At 68.6% G+C, this 2,359-nt stretch carries 2 protein-coding genes; both read left to right on the forward strand.

The genetic code is table 11. From position 1 onward, the window contains the following. The first annotated feature begins 137 nt into the window (after nt 1-137). Nucleotides 138-1,445 (forward strand): IS21 family transposase, encoded by a 1,308-nt coding sequence (gene istA / locus FGQ67_RS09940; RefSeq protein ID WP_249934451.1) that lies wholly within the window; start codon nt 138-140, stop codon nt 1,443-1,445. Beyond that, complete coding sequence (locus FGQ67_RS09945; protein WP_006235234.1) at nt 1,442-2,269, forward strand: ATP-binding protein; 828 nt, start codon at nt 1,442-1,444, stop codon at nt 2,267-2,269. The genes istA and FGQ67_RS09945 overlap by 4 nt, the downstream gene beginning before the upstream one ends. Nucleotides 2,270-2,359: the final 90 nt, after the last annotated feature.

The following is a 2,359-nucleotide window of genomic DNA, read 5'->3' on the forward strand; positions in this document are numbered from 1 at the left end:
TGTTAGCGCCGGGCGATTTTAGCCGCTAATAGTCAAACTATTTTGACCAATCCCGGTCACCGAATAATGGCCACCGTGCCTCCCCGCCGCCACTACGCTGGTGGTGCCAACACGCCGGCGTTAGGAGGACCATTGAGGTGAACGAGAGACACGATGACCTACAGGAGATTATAGACGCGGCGCTCCGGGAGATGGCCGCGGAGGAGGGCGACGGGTTCGACCCGCAGGCATGCAACCTCGCGGAGTTCTGCAGGAGGACGGGGCTCACCCGCTCCCGCGCGAGGACGGTCAGGGCCCACGGGTTCAGGGCCCTGCCCCACGGGAACAGCGGGAGGAGGGCCGCGCCGGGCGTGCTCGCCGGCCACACCGGCCTGGTGGACGACCTCCTGCGGAAGGGCGTCACCAACTCGCAGGTGATATTCGAGCGGCTGCTCGGCCAGGGCTACGCCGGCGGCCTCACCACGGTGAAGACCTATATCGCCGCGCACCGGGACCTCGTGCCCGCGAAGAGGCGGCAGGCGGCCCCGCAGGGCTGCCGCGGCCAGCGCTTCAGGACGGCGCCCGGAGAGGCCTACCAGATGGACTGGGGCTTCGTCGCGGTCGAGCGCCCTGGCGGGGAGCGGGCGCGGATCGCCTGCTTCGCCATGGTCTGCCACCATTGCGGGGGCGCCCACGTCGAGTTCTTCCCGAACGCGCGCCAGGAGAACCTCCTCATCGGGATGCTGCACGCGTTCTCGGCGCTGGGCGTGCCCGCGACCGTGCTCACCGACAACATGAAGAGCGTGGTCGTCCGCCGCGATGCCGACGGCCGGCCCGTCTGGCAGGCCGACTACGCCGAGTTCATGGGCGTCGTCGGCTTCCGCACCAGGTTGTGCAGGCCGCGCCACCCCTATACGAAGGGCAAGGTGGAGAGGCTCGTCCGCTTCGTGAAGGGGAACTTCCTCGCGGGAAGGTCCTTTACCGACCTTGACGCCCTCAACCGGGAGGCCGCCCTCTGGTGCGCCGAGCAGGGAGGCCGCTGGCGGCGCGCGGCGGCATGCGTCCCGATGCGCGAGCACGAGGCGGCGTGCTCGGCGAACACCAGGCCGCTCGAGGTCACGGCCGAGGTCGAGCGGTACCTGTGCCCGCGCCGGAAGATCTCCTTCGACGGCTTCGTGAGCTTCGAGGGGCACCGCTACGGCGTGCCCTACTGGTACGTCCGCCGCGAGTGCAGGGTGAACCGGGAGGGGCGCGTGGTGCACATATACAGCGACGACCTCTCCCGCGAGCTCGTCGCCCACGCCGTCGGCACCGGCGCCGACGGCTGGTGCGAGGGGCAGTGGGAGACATCGCCGGCGCAGCCCGAGGAGCTGCCGACCCAGCCGGTGGGGACCGTGGTCGAGCAAATCGCCCCGCCCAGGACGAAACCCGGTTTCGAGAGGTTCGACTTCGGGAGGGCCGAATGATGGCGGGCGCGGGGGCGAGCCCCTACGAGCTCGCGAGCGACGCCGCGTCGAGGCTCGGGATCGCCGTCGGGGCGGAGGAGCTCGCGACCCTCGCCTCGGACCTCGACCTCGGCGACGGGGAGATGGCCGCCGTGGCAGCCACCTTCTCCTACCTTGCGGAGAAGAGGAGGCTCGCCTCCATCGAGACGCTGCTGAGGCTGAGCAGGCTGCCCAGGCGCGAGCCCAAGACCTTCGAGGGCTTCGACTTCTCCAGGATCCAGGGCCGGGACGCGGCCGCGCTGGGCAAGCTCCCGTCGCTGGCCGACCTCTACGCGCACCGCAACGTCGCCTTCGTCGGGCCCGGCGGCATAGGGAAGACGCACCTCGCGCAGGCCTACGGGCGCGAGTGCTGCATGCGGGGGCTCAAGACCTACTACATAAAGGCGACCGAGCTCAGGGACAGGTTCCAGAAGGCCGTCCAGCGGGGAAACACCTCGCGGGTCGTCTCCTCGCTCGTCAAGCCGTCGTGCCTCATCGTTGACGAGGTGGGGAGATGCGTCTACGACAGGCCGTGCACCGACCTGTTCTTCGATGTCGTCGACAGGCGCTACGAGAAGGAGGGGCCGAACGCGATGGTCCTCACGAGCAACATCGCCCCGAGCGGGTGGGATGAGTTCTTCACGGGCGACGACACGCTCCTCTGCGCCCTCGACAGGCTGTTCGACAAGGCGTCGGTGTTCGTGATGCGGGGCCCGAGCTACCGCGGCAGGGAGCTTGACACCTACTCGGTGGAGGCCGTCCCCCAGGCGGTGAAGGTGAGGGGGATCCAGCCCGAGGGGATGTAGGAATGCGATAGGAAAGTCATAGATGCGGGCGTGTTGGCTAAAATGGGTCGGCCGGGATTGGTCAATCTCGGCCGACTATATTTGGCTAAA

Origin of the sequence: Collinsella aerofaciens, from assembly GCF_005845035.1 — a bacterium.
In the GTDB taxonomy this organism is placed as follows: domain Bacteria; phylum Actinomycetota; class Coriobacteriia; order Coriobacteriales; family Coriobacteriaceae; genus Collinsella; species Collinsella aerofaciens_I.

What these genes read in the sequence shown, in the direction of transcription:
- FGQ67_RS09945 (WP_006235234.1), top strand. Translation starts at nt 1,442, where the DNA reads ATGATGGCGGGCGCGGGGGCGAGCCCCTACGAGCTCGCGAGCGACGCC.